This is a genomic window from Tabrizicola sp. (assembly GCF_051645465.1).
Taxonomy (GTDB): domain Bacteria; phylum Pseudomonadota; class Alphaproteobacteria; order Rhodobacterales; family Rhodobacteraceae; genus Tabrizicola.
This window is the reverse complement of sequence record NZ_JBOFBI010000010.1, coordinates 14,701-33,176: the sequence shown is the minus strand read 5'-3', so window position 1 is coordinate 33,176 and position 18,476 is coordinate 14,701. Positions and strand designations below refer to the sequence as shown.

16 protein-coding genes are annotated in these 18,476 nt (G+C 63.9%); 5 read left to right on the top strand and 11 right to left on the bottom strand.

Annotated features, from left to right (window positions below; all coding sequences use genetic code 11):
- The first annotated feature begins 174 nt into the window (after nucleotides 1-174).
- Together ACRCSW_RS00745 and ACRCSW_RS00740 are read left to right on the top strand one after the other, a co-directional pair.
- Entirely contained in the window at nucleotides 175-603 is a 429-nt protein-coding gene (locus ACRCSW_RS00745) for a VOC family protein (RefSeq protein WP_438702088.1), read from the top strand.
- A gap of 246 nt (nucleotides 604-849) precedes the next feature.
- Nucleotides 850-1,677, top strand: coding sequence for a DUF2927 domain-containing protein (locus ACRCSW_RS00740; protein ID WP_438702085.1), 828 nt, complete (start codon nucleotides 850-852; stop codon nucleotides 1,675-1,677).
- A gap of 69 nt (nucleotides 1,678-1,746) precedes the next feature.
- Here ACRCSW_RS00740 and ribD read toward each other — a convergent pair whose 3' ends face one another.
- The gene (gene ribD, locus ACRCSW_RS00735; protein ID WP_438702084.1) at nucleotides 1,747-2,838 is read right to left on the bottom strand and encodes a bifunctional diaminohydroxyphosphoribosylaminopyrimidine deaminase/5-amino-6-(5-phosphoribosylamino)uracil reductase RibD; all 1,092 of its coding nucleotides are present in this window, start codon (nucleotides 2,836-2,838) and stop codon (nucleotides 1,747-1,749) included.
- Nucleotides 2,835-3,302, bottom strand: coding sequence for a transcriptional regulator NrdR (gene nrdR / locus ACRCSW_RS00730; RefSeq protein WP_128514091.1), 468 nt, complete (start codon nucleotides 3,300-3,302; stop codon nucleotides 2,835-2,837). The genes ribD and nrdR overlap by 4 nt, the downstream gene beginning before the upstream one ends.
- A gap of 197 nt (nucleotides 3,303-3,499) precedes the next feature.
- On the opposite strand from nrdR, the gene ACRCSW_RS00725 reads away from it, so the two are divergent.
- Nucleotides 3,500-4,378, top strand: a complete 879-nt coding sequence (locus tag ACRCSW_RS00725) for a glycosyltransferase family 2 protein (RefSeq protein WP_438702083.1) — start codon at nucleotides 3,500-3,502, stop codon at nucleotides 4,376-4,378.
- A gap of 50 nt (nucleotides 4,379-4,428) precedes the next feature.
- On the top strand, nucleotides 4,429-4,719 hold the full coding sequence (locus ACRCSW_RS00720) for a hypothetical protein (protein WP_438702082.1): 291 nt from the start codon (nucleotides 4,429-4,431) through the stop codon (nucleotides 4,717-4,719).
- Between the two features lie 71 nt (nucleotides 4,720-4,790).
- On the opposite strand, the gene ACRCSW_RS00715 is transcribed toward ACRCSW_RS00720, so the two are convergent.
- Both ACRCSW_RS00715 and ACRCSW_RS00710 read right to left on the bottom strand, forming a co-directional pair.
- The gene (locus ACRCSW_RS00715; RefSeq protein ID WP_438702081.1) at nucleotides 4,791-5,198 is read right to left on the bottom strand and encodes a hypothetical protein; all 408 of its coding nucleotides are present in this window, start codon (nucleotides 5,196-5,198) and stop codon (nucleotides 4,791-4,793) included.
- Between the two features lie 138 nt (nucleotides 5,199-5,336).
- Nucleotides 5,337-7,061, bottom strand: coding sequence for a phosphate ABC transporter substrate-binding/OmpA family protein (locus ACRCSW_RS00710; protein ID WP_438702080.1), 1,725 nt, complete (start codon nucleotides 7,059-7,061; stop codon nucleotides 5,337-5,339).
- A gap of 327 nt (nucleotides 7,062-7,388) precedes the next feature.
- On the opposite strand from ACRCSW_RS00710, the gene ACRCSW_RS00705 reads away from it, so the two are divergent.
- Nucleotides 7,389-7,592, top strand: coding sequence for a dodecin family protein (locus tag ACRCSW_RS00705; protein WP_438702079.1), 204 nt, complete (start codon nucleotides 7,389-7,391; stop codon nucleotides 7,590-7,592).
- Here ACRCSW_RS00705 and ACRCSW_RS00700 read toward each other — a convergent pair.
- The 7 genes from ACRCSW_RS00700 to ACRCSW_RS00670 form a co-directional block, all read right to left on the bottom strand.
- Nucleotides 7,589-8,503, bottom strand: a complete 915-nt coding sequence (locus ACRCSW_RS00700; protein ID WP_438702078.1) for a glycosyltransferase family 25 protein — start codon at nucleotides 8,501-8,503, stop codon at nucleotides 7,589-7,591. The genes ACRCSW_RS00705 and ACRCSW_RS00700 overlap by 4 nt on opposite strands.
- Before the next feature lie 788 nt (nucleotides 8,504-9,291).
- Nucleotides 9,292-11,283, bottom strand: coding sequence for an RNA polymerase sigma factor RpoD (gene rpoD / locus ACRCSW_RS00695; RefSeq protein WP_438702077.1), 1,992 nt, complete (start codon nucleotides 11,281-11,283; stop codon nucleotides 9,292-9,294).
- A 75-nt stretch (nucleotides 11,284-11,358) separates the two neighbouring features.
- Nucleotides 11,359-13,293, bottom strand: a complete 1,935-nt coding sequence (gene dnaG, locus ACRCSW_RS00690; RefSeq protein WP_438702076.1) for a DNA primase — start codon at nucleotides 13,291-13,293, stop codon at nucleotides 11,359-11,361.
- Nucleotides 13,294-13,469: 176 nt separating this feature from the next.
- Nucleotides 13,470-14,771: an NAD(P)/FAD-dependent oxidoreductase gene (locus ACRCSW_RS00685; RefSeq protein ID WP_438702087.1), complete on the bottom strand. Its 1,302-nt coding sequence runs from the start codon at nucleotides 14,769-14,771 to the stop codon at nucleotides 13,470-13,472.
- 5 nt (nucleotides 14,772-14,776) lie between these two features.
- Nucleotides 14,777-16,132 carry a glutamine synthetase family protein gene (locus ACRCSW_RS00680; RefSeq protein ID WP_438702075.1) on the bottom strand — a complete coding sequence of 452 codons (1,356 nt, stop codon included), beginning with the start codon at nucleotides 16,130-16,132 and terminating at the stop codon, nucleotides 14,777-14,779.
- Between the two features lie 41 nt (nucleotides 16,133-16,173).
- The gene (locus tag ACRCSW_RS00675; RefSeq protein ID WP_438702074.1) at nucleotides 16,174-16,881 is read right to left on the bottom strand and encodes a type 1 glutamine amidotransferase; all 708 of its coding nucleotides are present in this window, start codon (nucleotides 16,879-16,881) and stop codon (nucleotides 16,174-16,176) included.
- A gap of 140 nt (nucleotides 16,882-17,021) precedes the next feature.
- Nucleotides 17,022-18,356 carry a glutamine synthetase family protein gene (locus ACRCSW_RS00670; RefSeq protein WP_438702073.1) on the bottom strand — a complete coding sequence of 445 codons (1,335 nt, stop codon included), beginning with the start codon at nucleotides 18,354-18,356 and terminating at the stop codon, nucleotides 17,022-17,024.
- Nucleotides 18,357-18,476: the final 120 nt, after the last annotated feature.

Below are 18,476 nucleotides of genomic sequence, written 5' to 3'. Positions count from 1 at the left end.
TCCCTTCGCTGACGGCGCGGAGGGTGGGGAGGGGGGTGGCCCTTGCGGCCTCGATTTCGGCTTGTTGGTCGGGGGTGAGGGGCATTTCGGGGCCTCATGTGTGAGTCGGGGGCGACTATAGCTTGCGGTTTGTGGGGGCGATACCGCAAGATGAATGGATCAATGGAGGATATGATGGGCATACGGTATCTGCACACGATGGTGCGCGTGAAGGATCTGGAGAAGTCGATGGCGTTCTATCGGCTGCTGGGGCTGAAGGAGGTGCGGCGGCATGAGAGCGAGCAGGGGCGGTTCACGCTGGTGTTCATGGCGCCTCCTGGCCAGGAGGATTGCCCGGTGGAGCTGACGTACAACTGGGACGGGGACAACGGGTTGCCGTCGGACAGCCGGCACTTCGGGCATCTCGCGTATGAGGTGGACGATATCTATGCGTTGTGTGCCCATCTGCAGAAGCATGGGGTGCTGATCAACCGGCCGCCGCGGGATGGGCGGATGGCGTTTGTGCGGTCTCCGGACAACGTGTCGGTGGAGCTGCTGCAGCGGGGGGCCGCGAAGGCCTCGGCTGAGCCGTGGGCGAGTATGGCGTCGGTGGGGAGTTGGTGAGGGATTCCAAGGGGTTGGGACTGCTGCGGCGGTTGGGGTGAGTTGCGAATTGGTCAACAATCTTCTTTCCGTCTTCTTTCTGTCTTCTTTTGAGCCACTTTCTGGCGTCCCCTTGGCTTATCGGGTGTGAGGCGGAGTGCCTTTAACCATGTGGCGGCGGGGTGACATCCCCAGGGCGGTCACATCGGCAGCGGCGCCTCGGCTGGACGCACAGGCAGGGTCATCGAAATCCAGGAGAGAGTGTCAATGACGAAGTTCGGTAGCAAGCTGGGCCAGACCACTTCCTGGCTGTCTGCTTTGGTGGTCACACTGGCCTGCATGCAGCCGTCGACCGCGCTCGCCGAAGAGAAGAAGAAACCTATCGAGGATCAGATCGTCGAGATCGTCGGATCGACGAAGGGAACGGTCAGAAAGTGGACATACCCCCCGAAGATTGCCGTCATCTACCGCGATGAGCCGTTCCGCAACCTGATCGATGCCGAGATCGAGCTGATACGTGCCAACGTGCCCGGCTTTCCTGGCTTCGCAGAGGTAGAGTATTTCGATCTTGGCGTCATTCAGGGATCGCTCTTCGGGAAGATGCTGTTCAAGATTGCCGACAGTGAAAGCGCTGGCAAGAAGACCGGGCTGATGGCTATCTTTGATGAGGCGAACAAGTCTGTTCATCAAGTGAATGCGGACATCTTCATTCATATTTCAGGCATTGAAGACGGTGTGCTGTTTGGCGCGATCATCGAGAGCAGTGGAACCCAGCAGCGCGGCTTTGCGCAAAGGACGGGCAGCTGCCATTACAAGAGCTTCTCGAAGGACGAGGCAATGGTTGTGGGCGCGGTTGTCATCGACCGGGACAACACTCCGGAAATTCTGGAGGGCTGCATTCACGAAGAGATAACCCAGGCGCTGGGGTTGTTGAATGACTCGCAGGGCTCGGAGTTCTTTACGTATGATAACAAGAATACGTATCCCGTCCGATATGAAAACGACTTCAAGCTTTTGCGGGCGCTTTACAGTGGCGATGTAGCGCCGGGCGACGACCCGCGCGAGGTGGTCGAGAATTACTTGCGGGCTGAGTGAGCGCGCCTGCAGCTAAATGCGGTGACGGCCGGCCCCGACGTCGGTTGGCGGAAGCATAGCCAGTCGGATTCAGCCGCCCAGGCTCCATAGCGAAAAGCTGTCGGGGCCGAGGGTGAGCACCTCACGCAAGGTGGGGCGGGGGGCGGCGGCCAACGCTTCCAATCCAAGCGACCCCAGGGCTGGATGCCCCTCGGCCCCGATCAATACTCCGCCGCTGAACAACGCCAGTTCGTCCACCAGCCCCGCCTTGATCAGCGCGGCGGCGAGGGTGCTGCCGCCTTCGCTGAGGATGCGGGTGAGGCCTTTTTGCGCGAGCGTTGAGAGGGCGAGTTTCGGGTCGAGGTGGCCGTCGGTTTCGGGTGTTTCGATAAGGGTGGCGCCGGTGGCAGCCCAGGCTTTGCGGTCCTCGGCGGATGCGGAGGGGCTGTGGAGGAGCCAGACGGGGTGCTCGCGGGCGGTGCGGCCGAGGCGGCTTTCGGGGGAGTGTTTGAGTTGGCGGTCTAGGAGGATGCGGACGGGTTGTCGTTGCGCGCCCATGTCGCGGACGGAGAGGTCGGGGTCGTCGGCGAGGGCGGTGCCGGAGCCGACCATGACGGCGTCATGGGAGAGGCGGAGGGTGTGGACCTTGCGGCGGGCCTCGGGGCCGGTGATCCAGCGGCTTTCGCCCGATGCCGTGGCGGTGCGGCCGTCGAGAGAGGCGGCGAGTTTCAGGGTGACGAAGGGGATGCCCTGGGTGACCCGTTTCAGGAAGCCCGCGTTCAGGCGGGTGGCTTCGGGGGTGAGGATGCCTTCCGTCACTTCGATCCCGGCGGCGCGGAGTAGGGCGTGGCCGCGGCCGGAGACGCGGGGGTCGGGGTCGGTGAGGGCGGTGACCACGCGGGAGACTTTGGCGGCGATCAGGGCCTCGGCGCAGGGGGGCGTCTGGCCGTGGTGGGCGCAGGGTTCCAGGGTGACGTAGGCGGTGGCTCCTTCGGCGAGGGGCCCAGCCTGCTCCAGAGCGCGGACTTCGGCGTGGGGGCGGCCTCCCGGTTGGGTCCAGCCGCGGCCGACCACGAGGCCGTCACGGACAATGACGCAACCGACGGCGGGGTTGGGCCAGACATTTCCCAAGCCCCGCGCGGCAAGGCGCAGGGCGTGGGCCATGTGTTCGGTGTCGGTCACTCTTCGCCGGCGGCTCCGGGCCGGAGTTCGGAGACGAAGCCATCGAAGTCGTCCGCCGTCTGGAAGTTCTTGTAAACGCTCGCGAAACGGACATAGGCCACGGTGTCGATGCGTGCCAGGCTTTCCATCACGATCTCGCCGATGACCTTCGACGAGATGTCGGTATCGCCCAGACTTTCCAGCCGCCGGACGATGCCGGAGATCATCTGGTCGATGCGCTCGGGGTCGATCGGGCGCTTCTGCATCGCGATGCGGATCGAGCGTTCAAGCTTGGATCGATCGAAATCCTCACGCTTGCCCGATGATTTGATGACGACGAGATCGCGCAGCTGGACACGTTCGTAAGTGGTGAACCGACCGCCGCAGGCCGGGCAGAAGCGGCGACGGCGGATCGAGACGTGATCCTCCGCTGGCCGCGAATCCTTCACTTGCGTGTCGATGTTGCCGCAGAATGGGCAGCGCATCGGCCCCCTCCTTGCTGTTGGTGTACTTCCTGCCTCAAGGCCGGGTGTTTCCCCCGGTTCCTGCTACAGACTATAGGGGAAGGTCTTGCATCTGGGGAAGGGGCTTATTTGCGGCCCAGAATATGGGGGCTGCACTGTGGCGGAGGAGACTCAGGCCCCGCTTGATCCGGGGCGCGGGCGGGGGATAGATGTGGGCCATGGCAAGGGAAAGCATCGCACTCTGCGGGATTGTCCGGAACGAAATCCGGTCGGTTGTAGAATGGCTTGCGCATTACAAGGCGCTGGGGTTCACCGATTTCCTGATCTACGACAACGAGAGCACCGACGGGACGGGCGAGGTGCTGCGGGCGCTGGACGAGGCGGGGGAGTTGGTCCATCTGGACTGGCCGCACGCGGTGGGCTCGCGGCCACAGCGGCTGGCCTATGAGCATGCCCGGAAGAACGCCGGTGTCGACTGGCTGGCCTTTTTCGATGCCGATGAGTTCCTGCTTTTGCGCGAGGACGACAGTATCGGCACGTTCCTGGAGCGGTTCGACGCGGGGGTAAGCGCGATTGCGGTGAACTGGGTGGTCTTCGGGAGTGGCGGCGCCGAGCGGTATCGGCCGGTGCCGGTGGTCGAGCGGTTCACCGATGCGCTGCCCGCCGGGGCGGCAGAGAACCGGACGGTAAAGGCGATCGGACGGCGGCAGGCTCTGTCGGGGACGGGCATTCATCGGGTGGCCCCGGTGGCGGGGCGCTATGTCATGCCCTCGGGCGTGGAGGCGGAGTTTGCCGGGCTGACGGCGGTGCGTGCGCCGGATGTGCGGGTGGCGGCGCTCCATCACTATGCGGTCAAGTCGGCCGAAGAGTTCGCCGAGAAGCGGAGCCGCGGGCATGCCAATTCGCAGGACCCCGACAAGAAGCGCCGGAAGCTGGACGAAAGGTTCGCCGAGTTCGACGCGGGGGGCGTGCGGAACACCGATATGCTGGCCTGGTCGGGCCGGATGCGCGCCGAGGCGATGCGGCTTCGGGATATTCTGCTTGCGCGGGGGCTGCAGTACCCGGTCTGGCCTTTTGTGGAGGACGGGGCTGACTGACCACAAGATTTAGGGGTTGAGATCGTCATATCTGTGTTACGATTCCATGTATGGCCCTGCGACTCATTCTTTTCTCTGCCCTTGCAGTCAGTGTTGCGACCCCTGTGGTGGCCGAAAGCCCGATTGCCGAGGTGATCTGCGTGCCGAGGGCCGAGCTGCTGGCACGGCTGGAGGGCGCGAAGGTCGCGGGCGCGGGTCTTCGCGACAGCGAAGCGTTGCTCGAGGTGTGGACCAGGCCCTCGGGCGACTGGACGCTGGTGCAGAGCTATGCGGATGGGATGGCCTGCATTCTGGCGATGGGATCGGACTGGGATGGCCTTGCGCAGCCCGCCGAGGGGTGACCTGTCCGGTTTGGCAATTGAAGGCTTGGGTCTGGTGGCTCCGGCGCAGGTGCAAACCGGATGTCCGTCAATCAGTAAGGAATGAGGTCGAAGTTCTCGCGCAAGGTCCCGGGGGTGCAGTTCAGCTGAGCCTGCAAGTTGCCGCCCTTCAACACATTGACACCGGCTTGAACGCCTTTCGTCGTCGCGGGATTGCGTTCGACCGAACTCCAGACCTCGTAAGTGTAGCCTTTGTTGCTGAAGGCCACGCTTTGCCAGATAGAACTGCCGATGCCTGGCCAAGGCGTGAAGATGCCATTGGTAAGGAACATCTCGGTTTTGCTGGCGGTTCCGTAACTGTAGGTCAGGTTGTCCTTCCAGTAGCAGACTTCGACGGTCTTCTTGCCGATCTTGCAGGAGAAGACCTCAAGATCGGCCTTGCACGCGGCATGGGCCGGAGCGGCGGCAAGCAGGGTCACAAGCAAGGCGAGATGGCGCATGGCTATACTCCTTCGCCGCAAGTGTGATGCCGCGAAGGAGAGGGCACAAGGTCCGGAAAACCGGAATGCAAGTCGCCTAGATTCTTAGTGGTCGCGTGTCTTTCGTCAAAACCGGATTCCGCTTTTGTCGGACACGCTCTAGCGTATCCAGATCTCGACGCGGCGGTTGGCGTCGCGGCCGAATTCGTCTTCGTTGCAGAGATAGGGCAGAAGCTCGCCGAAGGACAACGGCTTGAGCCCGAACCGCTTGGCATCGTCGGCGCCGATCTTGAGGCTGATCATGTCGGCCACCGTGGCCGCGCGCGCAAGCGCAAGGCGCTGGTTCTGCCCGAAGCTGCCGACCGCGTCCGCAAAGCCCACAACCAGGATTTCCTTGCCATCGAAGGCGCCGGACTGGAGCTTTGCGGCGAACTCCTGGACCGAGCGTTGGGACAGGGGATCAAGCGTCGCCTTGGAGAACGGGAAGCGGAAGGCGATGCTAAGCCGTTCGGCCTGGCCGAGGTCGGTCAGGAGCGCATCGAAGACATCGGGGCGGAAATCTTCTTCGGTTTTGGCGAAGTCGAGTTCGGTGGCCATGTCCGAAAGGCGCAGGGTCTCAAGCTCGTTGTCGACAAAGTTGCTGCCGACAATGACCTGCTGGCCCTCGGGCGTCATGGCGAAGTCCAGAAGGTCCTGCGCGACCGGGTTGATCGTGCCGGGCTGGCGATAAAGGTAGATCCGCCGCGACATCGCGTAGCCTTCGGTCTTCATGCGGAAGTTCGTGGGCTCCGAGACAAGGCCACACTGTTCGCGGATCGGCAGCACCTTAACCTCGTCGGTGATGAAGGACCGGCCGAGAAAGCCGATGGCGGCGGGGTCGGCGGCTACGGCGTTGCGGATGTCGGCATATTCCTCATGCTCGACCGCGGCCTCGGATTCCATCTTGCCGAACGGTTCGACCGCGCGGCTCAGGAAGATCGACCGGTCACCAGAGCCATCAGGGAACGAGTGCAGGACGATCGGCAGGTCGGGGCCGCCAAAGTCGCGCCAGTTGGTGGCTTCGCCTGAGAAGATGCGCGAAAGCTCTTCGAAGGAGATGTTCTGGAGCGGGTTCGACGGGTGCACCATCGTGACGATGCCGTCACGGCCAAGGGTGATTTCGCTCGTCGTATCGCGAAGTTCGCCAAGCGTGCCGAGCTTCTCGAGATCTTTGTCGTTCATCCGGCGGTCAGCCATGCCGATGTCGGCAAGCCCTTCGCCAAGGCCTGGAAATGCGGTGCCCGAGCCTTTGGTCTGCAAATCGATCTGCGCGATCACGCTGCCATCGGCGGCGGTGAGGCGGACGATGCGTTCCTTCGGGTTGTCATCGAACATCTCGTAAGTGGCACCGATCTTGGCCGCGTAGGCCTTGATCAGGTTCGGCATGAGGTTGGTCCCAAGCGTGCGCGAGCCGTGGATGCCGAATTTCCTGTCGGCCGGGGCATCGGGAACCGCGGCAACAGCCTCGGGTGCCGGTTCTTCGGCTGCCACTGGCGCGGCGGGTTCGGCGGCGGCAACCGGGGCGGTTTCCGCAGGGGCTGCCGGTTCAGCGGTGGCGGCCTCGGTGGTGGCCGGGGCAGCAGGTTCTGGTTCTGCTGCGGGTGCGGCGGTCAGATCCGGGCATTCGCCAACGCAATCGACGCTGGCCATCGGGACACGCATCTCGCCTATGCTGGTTCCGATAACGTAATTGCCGCCATCAATCGCGATGAATTCGCCCTCGATGGTTATGCCGCCCTCTTTCGAGACGAGTTTGATCTTGGGCCCGGTTTCGGCGCTAAGGCTGGTAGCCCAGAAAAGGGCGGCAATCGCTACGCCTAGGCGGAGTGAAGATTGAATACGCATGTTAACCTCTTAAGCTTGTACTCGGCTGAGAGCTGTTCTCTCCCCGGTCGCGCAATTTGTTCATTATGTTAGCAGATACGATGCCAAAGAAAGGGGCGAATTTATGGCCCTGTGGCGAGTTGGTATTTGGTGATTTGTGTTAAGCACTTGATATAGTAATAGTTTATCGCCAGGGTTGCAATCCTGACCCGCGACATGCCGACGCCGGGGCGGGCTCGGCGGAAGCCTGCGGACCGCATTTTTCGCCGTGGCACCGAGGGCGGCGCAGGCCTAGGCTGGTTCGGATGCGGACCCGGCTTTCGGGAGGCATTGCAAGGGAGGCTAGCCATGAGCGTTGCACGCGTGACGGAGATTTCCTCGACCTCGACGAAAAGCTTCGAGGATGCGGTCGCCACCGGGATTTCCCGCGCGACCAAGACCCTGCGCGGGGTCTCGGGCGCCTGGGTGAAAGAGCACAAGGTCGCGGTGAAGGGCGACAAGATCGTCAGCTGGCAGGTCAACATGATGGTGACCTTCGTGCTGGAGGATTAAGAGGCGGCCCGTCTTTCGCTGGCGTTCTCGCCCGGCAAAGACGGGGCTTGGTCTGCCTGGAACCTTTTGAAGCCGGGTGAGGCGAAGAGGGCCAGCGCACGTTGGGCGATCTCGGCGTCCTGCTTTGCCAGTGCGCGGTCCTGACGCCGCCGCGCCAGCCGTTCGCTGAGCCGGTCAAGGCGGGAGCCGACCCGGAACACCAGCGTTTGCGGGCGGGCGCGTTCCAGGGCGCGCTGGATCTCCTGACGCTCGCGCACCTGGTGGTCGGCGTGGATCGTGGTTGCGGCGTTGTGTTCCAGAACGGGCCAGGGGTGCAGGGCATAGACCGGGAGCCTCGTGGCGAAGGAGCGGTCCATCTCATTGTCGATGGGGCGCAGGATTCCAGGAAGTGCTGCGACATGATCGACCAGCCGCTGCGCGCCGGTGCGGCTGAGCATGTAGCACTGCGTGCCGCCGGGCGACCACGGAAAGCGCAGGAGCTGGAACCGCGTCCAGTAAAGCAAAAGCCGGGCGGGCACGATGGCGCGGCCGTAAAGGCGCAGGTAGTCGATCCCGGTCGTTGCCATCAGCCGGGCGGCGGTGGCCATGTCGAACGAGGGGTCGATGTAGACGTCATCTTCGCAGACGAGCAGATAGTCGGCGCTGTCCGAGGCCAAGAAGGCCCGCCAGATCGCGACGTGGCTGGCATAGCAACTAAGCTCGGGTGCCGAGAGCGTACGGCCACGGTGGAGGACGGCGGTGGGGTCATCGTAGGCAAGACCGATCTCGTCATGCTGGACGGCGTGGAAGAAGTCCCACGGAAGGGCGGCGACGCTGGGGGCAGCCGCGATCGTAGCGCGCATCCGAGCATGACGCTCGGTCGCGTTGGCCATGGTCAGGACCCGAAGCTCGATCCGGGGGGGCGGGGGCAAGGGTGACTCCTGTGTCGAGGCGACACAGCGATCCTTGTGCGGGTCGGGCGCAGGGCCAACCGATTCCGCTGGTGGGCGGACGGGACAGGCGGATTTGCGCGAGAGGCAGGCGGTGACTTGGCGAAACGGTGCGAAGAGGGGCAAGGCGGCGGTCGCCCATTGGTCTAGTCGCCCGGGAGTGGTGCGTCGCAGAACACGCTATGGGTTGGCAGGGCCGACGGGATCTGTGGAGGTGTAGTAGATGCCGAAGCTGTTGCCCCAGCCGTTAACGTCGTTGATGGTGCGCCTCCCCTCAAACGCGCGAGAACGGCGTCGGTCCTCTGCGCTGTCAAAGCATAGGAACTCAGTGAGAGAGGATGGTCGGTCGGCAATCATGGAGGGATATCGGCACCCTCGTCGTGCCCGATCCATGGTGCCGCCGATGTTCCAAGTCGTAACCTGATGGGTGGTTGGCCCGCCGAACACCAACGCTGCAGCCGCGGGAACCGTAATGTAGATCGTGAAATAGATGAAGATTGCACCTCCAATGAGAGCAAGAATTGTAGGCAAAATCGTCCGATCGGAGGACTTTGCGACCTCGTCCGGTGCCTCGTAGGTCCGTCCCATGTGCCGAACGAGGACGAAGCCTGGAATTATGGACGCCAGAACTACGGCCGGAACGAAAGCGTCCCTAAGCCACCATTCGGCTGGCAAGAAGTGAACGACGCGACCCGAAATCAGCACCAAAGGCGCTAGCGCGAGCATAGCCAAAGCAGCATACTTCGGCGGGACGTCGACCGGCTTCGGTCTCACTGATCCAGGAAACTCCGCAGCTTCCTGCTTCTGCTCGGATGCTTCAGCTTCCTTAGCGCCTTCGCTTCGATCTGCCGGATACGCTCCCGCGTGACGCTGAACTGCTGGCCCACTTCCTCAAGCGTGTGGTCGGTGTTCATGCCGATGCCGAAGCGCATCCGCAGGACCCGTTCTTCGCGGGGGGTGAGGCTGGCCAGCACGCGGGTGGTGGTTTCCTTCAGGTTCTCCTGAATGGCTGAATCCAAAGGCAAAATCGCGTTCTTGTCTTCGATGAAGTCGCCAAGCTGGCTGTCTTCCTCGTCGCCAATCGGCGTCTCCAGCGAGATCGGTTCCTTGGCGATCTTCATCACCTTGCGGACCTTCTCCAGCGGCATCTGCAGCTTTTCGGCCAGCTCTTCCGGCGTCGGTTCGCGGCCGATTTCGTGGAGCATCTGGCGGCCCGTCCGCACCAGTTTGTTGATCGTCTCGATCATGTGGACCGGAATGCGGATCGTCCTCGCCTGGTCGGCAATCGACCGGGTAATCGCCTGACGGATCCACCACGTTGCATAAGTCGAGAACTTGTAACCCCGGCGGTATTCGAACTTGTCGACGGCCTTCATCAGGCCGATGTTGCCTTCCTGAATGAGATCAAGGAATTGCAGGCCGCGATTGGTGTATTTCTTGGCAATCGAGATCACCAGACGCAGGTTCGCCTCGACCATTTCCTTCTTGGCCTGACGCGCCTCTTTCTCGCCCTTCTGGACCTGGTTCACGATCCGGCGGAATTCGGAGATGTCGACGCCGACATACTGGCCGACCCGGGCCATGTCTGCCCGCAGCTCTTCGACCTTGTCGCGTGAGCGTTCGATCAGCGCCTGCCAGCCGCGCCCGGCTTTCTGGGCCATGCGGTCAAGCCAGGTCGGGTCAAGCTCGTACCCCTGGTATTCCTGGATGAACTCCTGCCGGTTGATCCGCGCGCCATCGGCGAGCCGGACCATGCCGGAGTTGATCGTCATGATGCTTTTGTTGATGCCGTAAAGCTGGTCGATCAGCGCTTCGATCCGGCTGTTGTTCAGGTGCAGCTCGTTCACCAGCAGCACGATTTCCGAGCGGAGCTTCTGGTAGGCGGCCTCGTCCGAAGTCGAAAAGCGCTGGCTGGACGAAAGCGTCGCGGTCATCCGCGATTGCTGCATGTCGGCGAGCTTGTCGTAGTCGCGGGCGATGAGGTCGAGCGTCTCGAGGACGCGTGGCTTCAGCGCGGCTTCCATGGCGGCCAGCGACATGTTCGAGGCTTCGTCATCCTCGTCCTCGTCGATCTCGGCCATGATCGGATTGCCGTCGGCATCAAGCTCGGGCTCGGCAGTGCCAGCCGGACGGCGGGGGGCTTCGCCAACGCCCACTTCGTCGAGAGGCGGGCCGTCCAGGTCTTCCTCGCCATCGAGGCTGCGGCCGAACGTGGCCTCAAGGTCGATGACGTCGCGCAGAAGGATGTCTTCGTTCAGAAGTTCGTCGCGCCAGATGATGATGGCCTTGAAGGTCAGCGGGCTTTCGCAAAGCCCGGCGATCATCGTGTTGCGGCCGGCCTCGATCCGCTTGGCGATGGCGATTTCGCCTTCGCGGCTGAGGAGTTCGACCGACCCCATCTCGCGCAGGTACATCCGGACCGGGTCATCGGTGCGGTCAAGGGGTTCGGAGGTCGTGCCGGCACCCGCGATCTCACGGCTGGTGGAGGTCTCCACCAGCTCACCCGCGGGGGCTTCGCCTTCTTCGACCTCGTCGTCCTCGATGATGTTGATGCCCATTTCGGAAAGCATCGACATCACGTCCTCGATCTGCTCGGACGAGACCTGTTCGGGGGGCAGGACGGCGTTCAGCTGGTCATAGGTGATGTAGCCGCGCTCCTTCGCGTCGGCGATCATTTTCTTGACCGCAGCCTGGCTCATGTCGAGCGAGACATCGGCGTCTTCGGTTTCCGGCTTGGCTTCGTCGGTGTCCTTGAGGGCCATGAGTGCTCCTTTGGGGCGAATCGGGGCTCGGCTTATCGAATCAATAACGCGAATCAGCCCGAGGGAAAGGCCGAATCAGCGGTTTTTCTTGACCCAGACCTGGCTATCGATGAGGTCTTGCAGATGTCTTGACAGTGCGGCGCGGTCTTCGCCGAGGTCTGCGCTGCCGGATTGGCCGCTTTTCTCCGACCGGTGCCGCGCTTCGGCGGCCTGGGAGAGGCGCCAAGTCAGGCCTTCGTCGGGCAGGCCGTCCATATCCTCCATCGCGTCTTCGATTTCACGGCGCGCCCCTCTGCGGGCCTCAAGCTTGGCCAGCTCCTCGGCCAGGCAGAGGGCGGCGAGCTCATCATCCGATGTATGGCGGACCGGGGGTGCGATGGCGACATGGGGTCGCTTGAGGAGTGCGTCAAGGGCTGCAGGGGCGGAGTCCCGGATTTTGGCGTGGAGGTCGGGCAGGTCGGCCCCGGCAATGATCATCTGGCGAAGGGTTTCGTGATCGTCGCCGGTCAGGTCCAGCCGTTCCAGCGCAGACTCGAAGCGGCGGATGAGGGCGGGGTGGAGGATGAGGGTAGCGAGGACCACGGCCTCGCGCAGGAGCTCTTCCACCGGCCCCGAGCCTTGGGCGAGGAGCGAGGAGCGTGTGGAGGCAAGCGCGCCACTTGGGGGGGCGTATTTGCCCCGGCCGCGGAAGGGGCCGGGCTGGAAGGGGCGGTATTGCGGGGAGCCGGTGCCGAAAAGCTCCATCCGGAGGCGCTTCATCTCGTCGGCGTAGTGGCTGCGGATCGAGGGGTCGGTGATCCGGGCCAGATGGGCGCGGAGCGTCTTGTCGAGGCTCGCGCGGCGTTCGGGGCTGTCGAAGCTGCGGCCCTCGGTCTCGCGCTGCCAGAGGAGGCTCACCATGGGCCTGGCGGCATCGAGGATGGCCTGCATCGCGGGAGCGCCCTCGGCCTTGATCAGGTCGTCGGGGTCCATGCCACCGGGGAGGATGGCGAAACGCAGCGCCTTTCCGGCTTCGAGCATTGGCAGCGACAGGTCGATCACCCGCTGCGCGGCGCGGGTGCCGGCGGTGTCACCATCGAGCGCGACGATGGGTTCGTCCGCGATGCGCCAGATCAGGCGGAGCTGGTCTTCGGTGACGGCGGTGCCCAAGGGGGCGACAGCCGCGGTGAACCCGGCTTCGGAAAGTGCGATGACGTCCATGTAGCCCTCGGCGACGATGAGCGGCTTGCCCTTGCCCGCGGCCTCACGCGCGGACGCGTGGTTGAAAAGGTTGCGGCCCTTGTCGAAGAGATCGGTCTCGGGGCCGTTGAGGTACTTCGCGCGGGCATTGGGGTCGAGGCTGCGCCCGCCAAGGCTGATCGCCCGGCCCCGCGCGTCGCGGATCGGAAAGATGATGCGGCCGCGGAAGCGGTCGTAGAGGCTGCCGTCATCGGCTTTGGCGATGACCCCGCTATCGACCATGAGGTCGGGCGCGATGCCCTTTGCCGCCAGCGCGTCCTTCAGCGCGTGGCGGCTGTCCGGTGCCCAGCCGATTTCCCAGCGGTCCCAGGCGGCTTCACTGAGGCGGCGCTTTTGGCCGAGATACGTGCGGGCCTCGGCACCGGCAGAGGTCTTGAGCTGCAGGCGGTAGAACTTGACCGTCTCTTCCATCACCTGCGTCAGAAGTGTCCGCCGGTCGGCCCGTTCCGCTGCCTGCGGGTCGCGAGCGGGCATCTGCATCCCGGCCTCGCGCGCCAGGGACTCGACGGCCTCCATGAAGGAAAGGTTGCCGGTTTCCTTCACGAAAGTCAGCGCGTCGCCTTTGGCGTGGCAGCCGAAGCAGTAGTAATAGCCCTTGCGGTCGTCGACGTGGAAGCTGGCCGATTTCTCCTGGTGGAAGGGACAGGGCGCCCAGAAATCGCCCTTGGCCAGGTTCGACTTGCGCATGTCCCAGGTGACCTTCTTCCCGACGATCGAGGAAAGGGTCACACGGGTGCGAAGCTCGTCGAGGAATCCGTTGGGAAGCGACATGGGACAGATATGGCGCCTGGTGCCTGACGAGTCGAGAGGTGGCGACCCCGGGGGCGCTTCGCCCCCCGGACCCCCCGAGGATATTTGAGGACGAAGAATACCGAGATCCGGCATCATTCTTTGTCTCCAAATATCCCACGGGGGTGCGGGGGTGTGAAACCCCCGTTACCGACGGTTCAGACACCCAGCCGGTCGCGCATCGAGTACCAGGTCATCGCGAGGACCAGAAGCGGCCAGCGGAGCGCGACGCCGCCGGGGAAGCGGGTTTGGGGGAGCGAGGCCATCAGGTCGAAGCGTTCGGCCTGGCCTGCGGTCGCTTCGGCCATGAGCTTGCCCGCAAGCGTGGCCATCGCCACGCCGTGGCCGGAATAGCCGGAGACCGAGAAGACGTTCTGGCCGGGCCGCGCGAAGCATGGCATCCGGTTCACGGTGATCGCAAGCGTGCCGCCCCAGGCGTAGTCGATCCGGGTCTTTGCGAGCTGCGGATAGACCTGAAGCATGGGCTTCGACACGGTCTTGATGATATCGGGGAAGCGGTAGCCGTAGCTTTCGCCGCCGCCGAAGAGGAGGCGGTTGTCCTCGGAAAGCCGCCAGTAGTTGACGACAAAGCGGCTGTCGGCGACGGCGACGGGTTCGGACAGGATGTCCTTCGCCGCCTCGCCCAAGGGTTCGGTCGCCACGATGAAGTTGTTGATCGGCATGACTTTCGCCGCGACCTTTGGCGAAAGCTGGCCAAGGTAGCCGTTGCCCGCAAGGATCACGGTGGCACAGTCGACATGGCCCGAGGGCGTGCGGACCACGGGTTTCGGGCCAGGTTCGACGCGGTGGACCTCGCTCATCTCATGGATGCGGACGCCTGCTTTGGCCGCAGCCTGCGCAAGGCCGATCGCGTAGTTCAACGGGTGGAGGTGCCCCGCGTCGCGGTCGATCTCGCCGCCGACATACTCGGTCGAGCCGATCAGGCGGCGGATGGCGGTGCGGTCGAGGGGTTCGACATGGGTATAGCCGTAGTCGCGGCGGAGCTTTTCGGCATAGGCATGGGCATCGCGGACCTCGGCTTCCGACCGGCAGGCGTGCGCAATGCCGGGGTGGAAGGTGACGGGCATCGCATGATCCGTGATCAGCGATTTGACGAGGGCCTTGGCCTCTTCCGCAAGATCCCAGAGGCGGTGGGCGTTTTCGTTTCCGATCGTCTTCTCGAGCCACACCTGGTCCTGCCGCTGGCCGCTGCCGAGCTGCCCGCCGTTGCGACCAGAGGCGCCGAAGCCGATGCGGTGAGCCTCGACCAGGATCACGTCATAGCCCTTCTGGGCCAGGTGGAGCGCCGCGGAAAGGCCAGTGTAGCCGCCGCCGACCACGCAGACATCGGCGCGGTGCTGGCCCTTCAGGATCGGGAACCGGTCGATCGGTGCTGCAGCCGCGGCATAGTAGCTGGCGGGGTACTCGCCGCGCCGGTCGTTGGCGTGCAGAAGGTTCAGGCGCATCAGACGTTCAAAAGGAGATGCTCACGTTCCCACGGGCTGATCACCTGCAGGAACTCTTTGTATTCGTTGCGTTTCACCGAGTCGTAGACCTTGATGAACTCGACCCCCAGCACCTCGTGCAGGGCCTTGTCGTCCTCCAGAAGGTCCAGCGCATCGCCAAGGTTCGCGGGGATTTCGTCGCTGTCGATATAGGCCGAACCCGAGAATTCGGGGCGCGCCTCGGTCTTGTTCATGAGGCCGAGGTAGCCGCAGGCGAGGGTCGAGGCGATGCCGAGATAGGGGTTGCAGTCCATGCCGGGCAGGCGGTTTTCCACCCGGCGGGCGGCAGAGCTGGAGATCGGGATGCGAAGGCCCGTCGTCCGGTTGTCGCGGCCCCATTCGAGGTTGATGGGGGCGGCGAAGTCCGGCACGTAGCGGCGGTAGCTGTTCACGTAAGGCGCAAAAAGCGCGACGGCGGCGCCGAGGTGTTTCTGGAGGCCGCCGATGAAGTTCATGAAGGCTTCGGTCTCGACGCCCTTCGGACCCGCGAAGATGTTCTTGCCGGTCTTGGTATCGACCACCGAAGTGTGGATGTGCATGGCGCTGCCCGGCTCGCCTGCGATGGGTTTGGCCATGAAGGTGGCGAAACAGTCGTGGCGCAGCGCCGCCTCGCGGATCAGGCGCTTGAAGAAGAAGACCTCATCGGCCAGGCGCACGGGGTCGCCGTGGGCGAGGTTGAGCTCGATCTGGCCCGCGCCGCCTTCCTGCAGGATGCCGTCGATCTCCATCCCCTGCGCTTCGGCGAAGTCGTAGATGTCGTCGATGACCTTGCCGTATTCGTCGATGGCGGAAAGGCTGTAGGCCTGCTTGCCTGCGGCCCGGCGGCCCGAGCGGCCCATCGGCGGGATCACCGGCTGGTTCGGGTCGATGTTGCGGGCGGTGAGGAAAAACTCCATCTCGGGCGCGACGACGGGTTTCCAGCCCTGGGCCGCGTAAAGATCGACGATGCGGCGGAGCACGTTGCGGGGCGAGAAGGGGACGAGGTTGCCCTCCTGGTCCTTCGCGTCGTGGATGACCTGCAGCGTGATATCGGCGGTCCACGGCGCGGCGGTGGCGGTGGACCAGTCGGGTTCCAGGATCATGTCGGGTTCGGTGAAGGCGTCGAAGGGGTTGTCGGCCCATTCGCCGGTGATCGTCTGCAGGAAGATCGAGTTTGGCAGGAAGTAGCTGGTCTGCTTGCCGAATTTCGCTGCGGGCATCGCCTTGCCGCGCGCCACCCCGGCGATATCGCCGATGACGCACTCCACTTCGTCCACCCGGCGGTTGCCGATGTAGTTCAGCGCTGCCTCGGGCAGCTGGTCGGTCCATTTGGACATATGTCACACGTGAGTTGGGGGTGGCCCCCGCGGCCGAGGGTTCAGGCGCGGAGCTTCTCGGCCCCAGTTTTCGTAGGTCGTGTCAGAAAGAACTGGGCGATCCGGTCGGCCATGGAGGGGCTGTCGAGGGGTGTGTCGATGCGTTTGGTCGCTTCGGCAAGGATGGGGTCAGGGACCAGACCCGGCCCCCGGTACTTGATCAGACCCTCGATGAACTCCTTGCGGAACTCGGGGTGGGGCTGCACCGAGAACATGCGGTCATCGTAGAGAAGGGCTGCGTTTTCGCAGAAATCGGTGGTCGCCACGACTTTGGCGCCTTCGGGCTTTTCCACGACCTGGTCCTGATGCCAGGCGTTCAGCGTCACCTTCTCGCCGCCGAAGTCGTACTCGGTCGGGCCGACGGTCCAGCCGCCCTGGTACTTCTCGACCTTGCCGCCCATCGCCTGGGCGATGATCTGATGGCCGAAACAGACGCCGACGACGGGGACATGTTCGGCATAGGACTTGCGGATGAAGTCCTCAAGCGGCGGGATCCAGGGATGCGGCTCGTAAGCGCCGAAGCGCGAGCCGGTGATCAGCCAGCCTTCGCAGTCGTGGACATCCTTGGGGAACTCGTTCCGCAGAACGGCGTAGCGGCGGAAAGTCAGGCCGCGGTCTGCGAGCAGGGTTTCGAAGAAGTCCGGGTAGTCGCCCATGTCGGCGCGAAGGGCGTCGGGGCTTTCGCCGGTCTGGAGGATGCCGATCTGCATCTGGATATCCTGTGGCTTTCCGTAAGTTGGGTGCAGGGCAGGGGGCTGGTCAAGAGGGAACTCAGGGGGGCTCGTCGTTCGTCTTCGACTCCTCCTCGCGGACGACCTGCGACGAGGAGACGAAGTCGAACGAGGAGCGGTCAGACGGTGTCGAGGTAAAGCTCAACCCTTTCTTCCGGGGAAAGCTCGGCGATGTAGTGTAGTTCCTGCCGCTTGGTCTGCACCAGATTGCGGATCAGTTCCTTGGGCAGGAAGCGGTAGAGGATGTCGCTGTTCTCGAACGCGTCGATCGCGGCATCCCAGGTTTCGGGGATCTGCGGCAGGTCCATCGCGTAGGCATTGCCGTTGACGGCGGGCGGCGGTTCCACTTCGTCTTCTATCCCCATCAAGGCAGCGCCGAGGATGGCGGCGAGCATCAGGTAGGGGTTCACGTCGCCCCCCGCAACGCGGTGTTCGATGCGCCGGGCCTCGGGGTTGCCGGCCGGGATGCGGATGGCTGCGGTGCGGTTCTCGTAGCCCCAGCTGATCGCGGTGGGGGCATGCTTGTCGGGAACCAGACGGTCGTAGCTGTTCAGGTGCGGCGCGAAAAGAAGCGTGCTATCATGCATCGCGGCGAGGCAGCCCGCAACAGCGTAGCGGAGCGCCGCGGTGCCTTTCGGGCCGCCGCTGTCGAAGATGTTGTCGCCCTTGTCGTCCAGGACCGAAAAATGAGTGTGGAGGCCCGAGCCGGAGTATTCCATGTATGGCTTGGCCATGAAGCTGGCGGCAAAGCCGTGGCGGCGGGCCAGGCCCTTGACCAGCATCTTGAAAAGCCAGGCGTCATCGGCCGCGCGCAAGGCATCGTCCGAGTGCATCAGGTTCACCTCGAACTGCCCGAGGCCCGTCTCGGACGTGGTGGTGTCGGCGGGGATGTCCATCGCCTCGCAGGCGTCGTAGAGGTCGGTGAAGAAGGTGTCGAAGGCATCGAGCGCGCGGATCGAGAGCGTCTCGGCCGCCTTGCGCCGCTTGCCGGAACGAGGGCTGGCGGGGACCTGCATGGTCTTGCCGGAGTCGTCGATCAGGAAGAACTCCAGCTCCATCGCGCAGACCGGGGTCAGGCCTTTTGCCTTGAAGCGGTCGACGACGGCACGAAGCGCGTGGCGGGGGTCGCCTTCGTAGGGCTGACCGTTTTCGCGAAACATCCAGATCGGCAGAAGGGCTGTCGGTGCCTCAAGCCAGGGCATCGGCATGAAGCCGCGTTCGGTGGGTTTCAGGACGCCGTCGGCATCGCCCTGTTCAAAGACGAGCGGGCTGTCATCGATATCCTCACCCCAGATGTCGAGGTTGAGGACCGAGAACGGAAAGCGGGTTCCGTCCTTCACGACTTTTTCGGCGAAACGGGCGGGAACGCGCTTGCCGCGCGCCTGGCCGTTCAGATCGGCGGCGGCCACACGAATGGTCCGCACGTCGGGATGCTTGCGCAGGTAATCTTTCATCGTCATATCAATCAGGAAAGGCACGGACCCCGCGCCCGCGAGCCCGAAGGCCGCCCTAATGCGCCGGTTCGGACCATGCCCTTGGTCCTTCCCCTGGTTTCGATCTCCTCCCCGCCGGGC

What these genes read in the sequence shown, in the direction of transcription:
- ACRCSW_RS00745 (WP_438702088.1), top strand. Translation starts at nt 175, where the DNA reads ATGGGCATACGGTATCTGCACACGATGGTGCGCGTGAAGGATCTGGAG.
- ACRCSW_RS00740 (WP_438702085.1), top strand. Translation starts at nt 850, where the DNA reads ATGACGAAGTTCGGTAGCAAGCTGGGCCAGACCACTTCCTGGCTGTCT.
- nrdR (WP_128514091.1), bottom strand. Translation starts at nt 3,302, where the DNA reads ATGCGCTGCCCATTCTGCGGCAACATCGACACGCAAGTGAAGGATTCG.
- ACRCSW_RS00725 (WP_438702083.1), top strand. Translation starts at nt 3,500, where the DNA reads ATGGCAAGGGAAAGCATCGCACTCTGCGGGATTGTCCGGAACGAAATC.
- ACRCSW_RS00720 (WP_438702082.1), top strand. Translation starts at nt 4,429, where the DNA reads ATGGCCCTGCGACTCATTCTTTTCTCTGCCCTTGCAGTCAGTGTTGCG.
- ACRCSW_RS00715 (WP_438702081.1), bottom strand. Translation starts at nt 5,198, where the DNA reads ATGCGCCATCTCGCCTTGCTTGTGACCCTGCTTGCCGCCGCTCCGGCC.
- ACRCSW_RS00710 (WP_438702080.1), bottom strand. Translation starts at nt 7,061, where the DNA reads ATGCGTATTCAATCTTCACTCCGCCTAGGCGTAGCGATTGCCGCCCTT.
- ACRCSW_RS00705 (WP_438702079.1), top strand. Translation starts at nt 7,389, where the DNA reads ATGAGCGTTGCACGCGTGACGGAGATTTCCTCGACCTCGACGAAAAGC.
- rpoD (WP_438702077.1), bottom strand. Translation starts at nt 11,283, where the DNA reads ATGGCCCTCAAGGACACCGACGAAGCCAAGCCGGAAACCGAAGACGCC.
- dnaG (WP_438702076.1), bottom strand. Translation starts at nt 13,293, where the DNA reads ATGTCGCTTCCCAACGGATTCCTCGACGAGCTTCGCACCCGTGTGACC.
- ACRCSW_RS00680 (WP_438702075.1), bottom strand. Translation starts at nt 16,132, where the DNA reads ATGTCCAAATGGACCGACCAGCTGCCCGAGGCAGCGCTGAACTACATC.
- ACRCSW_RS00675 (WP_438702074.1), bottom strand. Translation starts at nt 16,881, where the DNA reads ATGCAGATCGGCATCCTCCAGACCGGCGAAAGCCCCGACGCCCTTCGC.
- ACRCSW_RS00670 (WP_438702073.1), bottom strand. Translation starts at nt 18,356, where the DNA reads ATGAAAGATTACCTGCGCAAGCATCCCGACGTGCGGACCATTCGTGTG.